This window comes from Aquabacterium sp., assembly GCF_004297345.1.
Taxonomy (GTDB): domain Bacteria; phylum Pseudomonadota; class Gammaproteobacteria; order Burkholderiales; family Burkholderiaceae_C; genus Aquabacterium.
The window spans coordinates 1-8202 of sequence record NZ_SCTN01000069.1 but is presented as its reverse complement, the minus strand read 5'-3'; the positions used below and the strand labels follow the sequence as shown (position 1 = coordinate 8202).

Here is an 8202-nt window from a genome sequence, read left to right as displayed (position 1 = left end):
TGCAGCATCGCAACGGGCAGGACGTCGTGCTGCATTTCCAGCCCGATGGTGACGCTGCCCTGGTCGGTGAACTTGATGGCGTTCGAGCCCAGGTTGACCAGGATCTGGCGCAGGCGCGTGGGGTCGCCCATCAGGTGGGCGGGCAGATCCGGTGGTGCGGTGAACAGCAACTCCAGGCCCTTGCGCTCGGCAGGCAGGCCCAGCACGTCGGTGACCTGATCGAGCACCTCCTGCAAGCTGAAGTCGATGCACTCCAGCTCCAGATGGCCGGCCTCGATCTTGGACATGTCCAGCACGTCGTTGATGATCTGAAGCAGGTTGTTGGCGGCCTGGTGTGCCTTGATCACGTAGTGGCGCAGCTTCTCCGGGGGGGCGTCATCCAGCGCCAGATGCGTCATGCCGATGATGGCGTTCATGGGCGTGCGGATCTCGTGGCTCATATTGGCCAGGAAGGCTGACTTGGCACGCGTGGTTTCCTGCGCGGCCTTGCTGGCCGCTCTGAGCGCATCTTCCGTCTGCTTGCGCACAGAGACGTCATCCACGATGGCGAAGTAGAGGTCCTTGTCCTCATGTGCCAGCGACAGGAGCATGACTTCGGCCTGGAAGGTGCTGCCGTCCAGTCGCGTGAGTTGCCACTCGAAGCGGCTGGGTTGGTTGCCATCGCGGTAGCTGTCCAGCAGTTGCTCGGCCAGTTCGCCGCTGGACTCGCCATTGGGTTGGCGAGGCAGCGAGAGGGGCGGCAACCAAGGTCGCAATCCCTTGAGTTGATCGAAGCTGCTCGCACCGAACAGGCTCAGTGTGGCCGGGTTGCAGCGCAGGATGCCCTTTTGTCGATGGAAGAACATGAACGATGACGATGCATGCGCGAACACGGCTTCAAAGCGCAACTCGGCTTGCCGGCGGGCGGTGACGTCCAGCCAATAGCCGTCATAGATCTGCTCGCCACTGTGGGTGGTCGCCATGGTGCTGTTGACACTGATCCAGTGCTTTTGTGGCGCATCGTCTACCGCGAACTCGGTGGGTTCGGTGGGCGGGCGAGATTGAGCCTGTGCACCTGGCCCCCACATCCTGGCGGGGTCTTCCATCAGTGAGGTTTCATCGATGCCAAAGAGCTGGCGAACGCCGCTACCGATGTAGGCAAACTTGCCGCGTCCTTCAGGTGAGACCCGGTAGCGAAAGAGCGTCAGTGGCAAGCCGCGCGTCATCTCCAGCGTTTCACGCCTGACTTGCTCAACCGCTTCTGCGCGCTCCATGCGTCTGAAGTAGGCCCAGATGACCAGCCAGCCACAGGCCATCAGCACGGCCGCGGCGAGAGTGGTAGAGGCCTGGATGCTGTTTTCTGCAGACAGCGGCGTCAGCACCCAGACGGTGTAGGGATAGCCTTTGAGCTGGCTGCTCATGCTGAGGTAGCGTTCACGGCCGATGGTGATGCCGGCCATGCGCTGGTCATGGACATCGATCGTGATGGGCTTCCAGTTCAAGGGGGAGGGAATGGTGGTGTAGGCACCTTCCATCTCCTTGTCACGACCGGCGAGGGATGGCCCGTTGGGAATCTGTTGGAGCAGGTGCGCGCTCTGGTTGCCACCCACCACCACACCGTTGCTGTCAACGATGAGCAGATGGCGCCCTGTGGTGTCAGTGAACAGCCGGGCCATGGATGCCGGATCGGTCTTGAGGATCAGCACACCCAGTGCGCGTGAGCCATCGCTGACGCGCGCTGAAAAGTTGAAGCCGGGTTGATGGCTGACACGGCCCATCACGAACTGAAAGCCCGCGCCGGTTTCCATGGCGCCGGTGAAGTAGTCGCGAATGCGAAAGTTGTAGCCGATGGTGGAGTAGCGCAGGTCGTCGTGATAACTGTCTGCGACCGAGGTGGCATAGGCGTTTTGCAAGTAGATCTGACGAATCTGGAAGTCCCGCACGATGCCTTTGAGTTGTTCGCTCATCTTGCGCACATCGGGCCGGGTAGACAGTTCCGGGCGCAGCTTTTGCGGGTCAATGGCGGGGACGTGCGAGCGTTCGGGGGCAAGGTCCTGCTTCAGGAAGTTGACGAACGAGGTTTCGCGCGCCAGAACCTGTCCGAGCGCGGCCAGTGAGCGGAAGTGGTTCTCGACGTTGTCTTGCAAGCTGGTCAGCCGTGCGTTGCCGCTGTTGACCGCGTCATGCCGGTAGCTCTGCACGCGGTATTGCGCCACCCACAAGCCGCCCAGCACGACGGCCACTGTCCACAAGAGGGCTGCCCACGTCAGCTTGAGCCTGAGGCCGCGCATATCGGGTGTGGCTGCCGGGAATTCCTGGTCCATCGAGGTCTCCGCTGGTCTTTGAGCCCTTGTTGCAACGGTACTGCCAGGCTCCAGCCACCCCTGTGAGGTGGTGCATCCGGTTTTCTATCAGAGGGGGGCGGGCGGGGCAACGCTGATTGCCCGCCTAAGGTGCAGGAATCGTGCTTTCTGGCGTGGATTGACCACACCCGCCACGTGCTTGGGCCTGGCCTTCGAAGTGTCCGAAATCCGTGGTTGGGCGCTCGTGGCAGAATCATCGTTTTCGTCAAAGACTCGATGCCATGACTGCAGTTGTCATCAGCGGTACTGGGCTGTACCAGCCGCCTTTCACGATCACCAACGCCGAGTTGGTCGAATCGTTCAACGCCTACGTCGACCAGTTCAACGCCGAGCACGCTGCTGAAATCGAAGCAGGCACCGTGACCGCGCTAGCGCCTTCCAGCGTCGAGTTCATCGAAAAAGCGTCGGGCATCAAGCAGCGCTATGTGATGGAAAAGTCGGGCATCCTGGATCCCAAGCGCATGTACCCGCGCTTCCAGGAGCGTTCGGACGATCAACTCTCCATGCTGGCCGAGATCGGTGTGGAAGCCGCCAAGAAGGCGCTCGCGGCAGCCGGCAAGACCGGTGCCGATGTGGATGCCGTGATCTGTTCGTGCTCCAACCTGCAGCGCGCCTACCCCGCCATCGCCATCGAGATCCAGAACGCCATTGGCGCCAAGGGCTTTGGCTACGACATGAACGTGGCTTGCTCTGCAGCTACTTTCGGCCTGGAGCAGGCGGTCAACGCCATCCGCGCAGGCTCGGCCAAGTGCGTCTTGGTGATCAACCCCGAAATCACATCCGGCCACCAGGAATGGAAGGACCGCGATTGCCACTTCATCTTCGGTGACGTGGCCACGGCCACCGTCGTTGAACGTGCGGACACGGCCACATCGGCAGAGCAATGGGAAGTGCTGGGCACCAAGCTGGCCACTCAGTTCTCCAACAACATTCGCAACAACTTCGGCTACCTCAACCGCAGCGAAGATTCTGATCCCAAGGCCCGCGACAAGACCTTCCGCCAGGAAGGCCGCAAGGTCTTCAAGGAAGTGGTGCCCATCGCCGCTGCGCACATCGAGTCGCAACTGGCTGCCCTGGGCCTGGAGCCTACCGCTGCACGCCGCTTCTGGCTGCACCAGGCCAACCTGGCCATGAACCAGTTCATCGTGCGCAAGCTGATCGGCACCGATGTGACGCCTGAGATCGCGCCGCTGATCCTGGACGAATTCGCCAACACCTCATCGGCCGGCTCCATCATTGCCTTCCACAAGTACCGCGCCGATCTGGCCAAGGGCGATGTGGGCGTGATCTGTTCGTTCGGTGCCGGTTATTCGGTGGGCAGCGTGGTGGTGCGCAAGCGCTGAGCTTGTCCCCCATCGGTTGGAGGTGATGCCCTGATGAGTGAGGGCACAATCTTCGTATCCCGACCACGGCCCGCCGGGTAACTCCGCGGGCCGTTTGCATTGCGGCCTGCCTTTGCGGTTTCGTTCACGGGTTCATGCCCGCCTACTTGTTTGCCCATGAGCTCAGATTTCACTTTCTACTGGCACGACTACGAAACCTTCGGCAAGGTGGCCCGGCGTGATCGCCCCTCGCAGTTTGCCGGTGTGCGCACGGATGCCGATCTCAACGAGATCGGAGAGCCGCTGATGCAGTACTGCCAGCCCGCACCTGACTATCTGCCCGATCCCGAAGCCTGCCTGCTGACGGGCATCCTGCCGCAGACCTGTCTGGAGCGCGGTGTGCCCGAGCACCGCTTTGCCGATGTCATCGAGCGAGAACTGGGCAAGCCCAATACGGTGGGCGTGGGCTACAACACCATCCGCTTTGACGATGAGGTGACGCGCCATCTGTTCTGGCGCAACCTGATCGACCCGTATGGCCGCGAATGGCAGAACGGTTGCGGCCGCTGGGACCTGCTTGATGTGGTGCGTTGCACCTGGGCCTTGCGCCCCGAGGGCATCAACTGGCCGAATCATGAAGATGGGCGGCCTTCCTTCAAGCTGGAGCACCTCACGGCCGCCAATGGCCTGAGCCATGAAGCAGCGCACGATGCTTTGTCTGACGTGCGCGCCACCATCGGCCTGGCACGCCTGATCAAGCAGGCGCAGCCCAAGCTGTGGGACTTCTGCCTGAAGCTGCGCAAGAAGGATGCGGTACTGGCCGAAGCTGGCCTGGACAAGCCGCGCTCGATGTGGCGCCCCTTCCTGCACATCTCCGGCATGTTCAGCCACGAGCGCGGCTGCATGGCGCTGGTCTACCCGCTGGCCCAGCACCCGAGCAACAAGAACGAGATCCTCGTGTGGGATCTGGCGCATGATCCCAGCGAACTGTTTGGCATGAGTGCCGCTGACATCCGCTTGCGCATGTTCAGCAAGACGGCTGATCTGCCCGAGGGCGTGACGCGCTTGCCCGTCAAGAGCGTGCACATCAACAAGTCGCCCATCGTGATCGGCAACCTCAAGATACTGAGCCCGGCCTTGATCGCCAAGTGGGGGCTGGCTCTGGATAAGGCGTCTGAGCACGCCGAGATGGTGGCCGAGCGCAGCGCCAGCATGGACGGCATCTGGGCCGAGTTGTACGCCCGCGATGACAAGCGTGCCCCAGCCGATGTCGATGAAGACCTGTACGGCGGCTTCGTGGGCAATGAAGACCGCCGCGTGCTGCAGCGCCTGCGTGGTCTTTCGCCAGCGCAACTGGCGGATCGCACGCCGGGTTTCGTGGACGAGCGCCTGGAAGAGGTGCTGTTCCGCTACCGCGCGCGCAACTTCCCTGACACATTGAGCGAGGCCGAGCAAACACGCTGGCATGAACTGCGCGTGGCGCGTTTGCATGAGGGTGATGGTGGCGGCTTGTCATTGGCCGCGTTCTTCGAGCGCATCGACGCCTTGGGCGAATCGCTGAGCGAGGAAGACGAGCGTGGACAGGACATCCTGGGCGCCTTGTATGACTACGCCGAGCAGATCGCGCCTTGATGCGTTCTTGATCGAGCCGATTCATGTCGTCGCACCGCAAGCCTCCTCATCGCGATGGCGCCAGACCCGGCGTGGCCACGCTGGTGCCTGTGATACGCAGCGCGCCGCCGCATCTGCGTTATCTCACAGGCTACCCACCACACCTGCTGCAACAGGTGCAGCAACTGATCGACGAGGGCAAGCTGGCTGAGACGCTGGCGCGCCGTTACCCCGATCGGCACGACATCAAATCCGACTCGGCCTTGTACCAGTACGTGATGGACCTGAAGGCGCGCTACATGCGCAACGCCGATCAGCTCAGCAAGGTGGCCTTTGACAGCAAGCTCAAGGTGATCACGCATGCCTTGGGTACGCACACCGCCGTGTCACGCGTGCAGGGCGGCAAGCTCAAGGCCAAGCGCGAGATCCGTGTGGCCAGCTTGTTTCGTGAGGCGCCGCCCGAGTTTCTGCGCATGATCGTCGTACACGAGCTGGCGCATCTGAAGGAGAGGGACCACGACAAGGCCTTCTACCAGTTGTGCACGCACATGGAGCCCAGTTACCACCAGTACGAGTTCGACTTGCGTCTGTATCTGGTGGCGCAGGATCTGGCCTCAGCCAATCAGAGTCTGGACCAGTGAGCCTGCAGACTGGGCACGACCTTGTCTGCATCGGTGACGACGGACATGTGGCCCAGCCCAGCCAGTGTCTCCAGAGTGGCGTGTTCATTGACCTTGGCCAGGCGGCGTGACATGTCGCGGGCGGGCAGGGTGGTGTGCTCGCCGTGGACCAGTGTGAGCGGTGTGTTCACCAGATAGTCGCTCATGGGCTTGAAGAAGGTGCCGATGGCATGCACCTCTTGCGACATCTTCCAGCCCAGCACGCGCATAGGCGCCTTGACCTTGTCGGGCATGAACGCCCAGGCACCATCGCCGTTCCAGTAGTTGATAAAGGCTTCCAGCCAGGCGTCATCTCCGCCGCTTTCTGATTTCGAGAACAGGCTTTCCGGGCCATACATGGCCTGGACCAGCGGGCCGACCTCGTCATCGAGTTCATCCTGCATGTGGCGCAGGGTGCCGAACATCACGGGCTCATACAGCCACAGCGACTTGATGGGCAACTGGCCTTCCTGCGTCAGCAACAGGGCCAGCAGGCCGCCGTAAGAGTGCGCCACCACATGCAGGCCCGTGGTGTCTGCGGGGATCTGTGACTTGATGTGGGCCAGGTCCATGTCCATGGAGAACGGCGTGCCGCGCGGCATCAGGTCATCCGGTGCGTAGCCGCGGTTGACGGCGGCGATGCTGCGCATGCCTTCTGGCACGGTGGCCATCAGGCGCTTCCACATGAAGGGGCCCATTCCAGTGGAATGGATGAACAAGGCGGTGTCGGTGGGCTCGATCGGCATGAAATTGTCTCCGTTATTTACTTGCATGAAGCAAGTAATTGGGGCAGTATAGGCATGAAACGATCAGGCCGCAACCGACCTCAGGATCAACCTGAAGCCAGCCTGGATGGGAGTCTTGATGCGCCGTACCTCTTTTGCCGACATGAGTTGTTCCATTGCCCGCACGCTGGAGCTGGTGGGGGATTGGTGGACGTTTCTGATCGTGCGCGAAGCGTTTTTTGGCAGCCGCAAATTTGGCGAGTTCGAGCGGGTGCTGGGCATTGCGCCCAATGTGCTCACGCAGCGCCTGGCCAAGCTGGTGGAGGGTGGCATCCTGGTGATCGAGGCCACCAGTGCGAGTGGCAAGGCCCTGTCTTACAGGCTCAGCCCCAAAGGGCGCGATCTGTTTCCTGTGCTGGTGGCCATGCTGCAGTGGGGCGACAAGCACGCCAGTGCGCCCAAGGGCCCGCCTGTGCGCATCGTGGCACGGCAAACGGGGCAGGAGATCGCGCCGATGGTGCTGCGTGCGGCCAGCGGCGAAGAGTTGGATGTGGCCGATGTGATGCCGGTACCTGGGCCGGGCGCTGGGCGGGCGGTGCAGCATCGCATGGCCGAGATTGCCGAGTTGTTCGGATCTGGTCGAGGCGATTAGTTTGCACCGAACGCGGCGTTGATATCCGCGTAGCTCAAGGATGAATATCCGCAAACGGCGAAGCCTCAGATGCCGCAGCACCAGGTTCTGATGCTGCCGACGCATTGGCATCAGGCGGCATGGGAATCAAGGAGCGGTCGATGACCTGGTCGTCCAGGCCCAGCGAGGTGATGAAGCCACCGTTGGCCCATTCCGCGTAGCGCCAATCGCGCTCGCCGCGCACGATGCCTTCTTCGGGTGCGCTCACCTCGCGCACAGGTTCATGAGCCAGGGCGGTGGCCATGAAGTTGATCCAGGTCGGCAGGGCCAGCGATGCGCCTGAACTGTGACCGCCCAGCGATTGCGGCTTGTCATAGCCCACCCACACCACGGCCACGAGATTGGGCTGGAAGCCGGCGAACCAGGCATCCACCACGTCGTTGGTCGTGCCGGTCTTGCCGTACAGGTCGGGGCGCTTTAGCTGGCCTTGTGCACGGGCCGCTGTACCGCTGCGCGTCACTTCCTGCAACAGCGAGGAGATCATGAAAGTGCTGCGCGTCGAGACCGTGTGCTGGCTTTCATCGAGCACGGCCTTGGGCGCTTCGAACACCACCTTGCCCTCGGCATCGGTGATGCGCTTGATGACCACGGGCGCCACCTTGTAGCCGCCATTGGCGATCACCGCGTAGGCGCCGGCCAGTTGCATGGGCGTGGTTGAACCTGCGCCCAGTGCCAGCGTGAGGTTGTCGGGCTGCTTGCTCACGTCAAAGCCGTAGCGGCCCGTCCATTCGCGGGCGGCCTGTGGGCCCAGTAGTTGCACCAGCCGGATGCTGACCAGGTTCTTGGAGCGGGCGAGGGCTTCGCGCAAGGTGATGGGGCCGTCGGCGCTGCCATCGGCGTTCTGCGGAGACC

General features: G+C 62.3%; 7 protein-coding genes. 4 read left to right on the top strand and 3 right to left on the bottom strand.

Annotated features, from left to right (window positions below):
- On the bottom strand, window positions 1–2303 hold a 2303-nt coding region (locus tag EPO09_RS02045; RefSeq protein WP_290639671.1), incomplete at its 3' end, for a histidine kinase dimerization/phospho-acceptor domain-containing protein.
- 260 nt (window positions 2304–2563) lie between these two features.
- Here EPO09_RS02045 and EPO09_RS02040 point away from each other — a divergent pair.
- The 3 genes from EPO09_RS02040 (at window position 2564) to EPO09_RS02030 (ending at window position 5916) form a co-directional block, all read left to right on the top strand.
- Window positions 2564–3685: a beta-ketoacyl-ACP synthase III gene (locus EPO09_RS02040; RefSeq protein ID WP_290639670.1), complete on the top strand. Its 1122-nt coding sequence runs from the start codon at window positions 2564–2566 to the stop codon at window positions 3683–3685.
- Window positions 3686–3841: 156 nt separating this feature from the next.
- Entirely contained in the window at window positions 3842–5296 is a 1455-nt protein-coding gene (gene sbcB / locus EPO09_RS02035) for an exodeoxyribonuclease I (protein ID WP_290639668.1), read from the top strand.
- A gap of 23 nt (window positions 5297–5319) precedes the next feature.
- Window positions 5320–5916: a M48 family metallopeptidase gene (locus tag EPO09_RS02030; protein ID WP_290639667.1), complete on the top strand. Its 597-nt coding sequence runs from the start codon at window positions 5320–5322 to the stop codon at window positions 5914–5916.
- Here EPO09_RS02030 and EPO09_RS02025 read toward each other — a convergent pair.
- Window positions 5898–6680, bottom strand: coding sequence for an alpha/beta hydrolase (locus EPO09_RS02025; RefSeq protein WP_290639665.1), 783 nt, complete (start codon window positions 6678–6680; stop codon window positions 5898–5900). The genes EPO09_RS02030 and EPO09_RS02025 overlap by 19 nt on opposite strands.
- A 118-nt stretch (window positions 6681–6798) precedes the next feature.
- On the opposite strand from EPO09_RS02025, the gene EPO09_RS02020 reads away from it, so the two are divergent.
- Entirely contained in the window at window positions 6799–7311 is a 513-nt protein-coding gene (locus EPO09_RS02020) for a helix-turn-helix domain-containing protein (RefSeq protein WP_290639663.1), read from the top strand.
- Between the two features lie 34 nt (window positions 7312–7345).
- Here EPO09_RS02020 and EPO09_RS02015 read toward each other — a convergent pair.
- Window positions 7346–8202 (bottom strand): penicillin-binding transpeptidase domain-containing protein (locus EPO09_RS02015; protein ID WP_290639661.1); only part of this gene is annotated, 857 nt, incomplete at its 5' end.

Bases quoted from the DNA above. Each gene is read 5' to 3' on its own strand.
- EPO09_RS02025 (WP_290639665.1), bottom strand. From the start codon at position 6,680: ATGCCGATCGAGCCCACCGACACCGCCTTGTTCATCCATTCCACTGGA.
- EPO09_RS02040 (WP_290639670.1), top strand. From the start codon at position 2,564: ATGACTGCAGTTGTCATCAGCGGTACTGGGCTGTACCAGCCGCCTTTC.
- EPO09_RS02020 (WP_290639663.1), top strand. From the start codon at position 6,799: ATGCGCCGTACCTCTTTTGCCGACATGAGTTGTTCCATTGCCCGCACG.
- sbcB (WP_290639668.1), top strand. From the start codon at position 3,842: ATGAGCTCAGATTTCACTTTCTACTGGCACGACTACGAAACCTTCGGC.
- EPO09_RS02030 (WP_290639667.1), top strand. From the start codon at position 5,320: ATGTCGTCGCACCGCAAGCCTCCTCATCGCGATGGCGCCAGACCCGGC.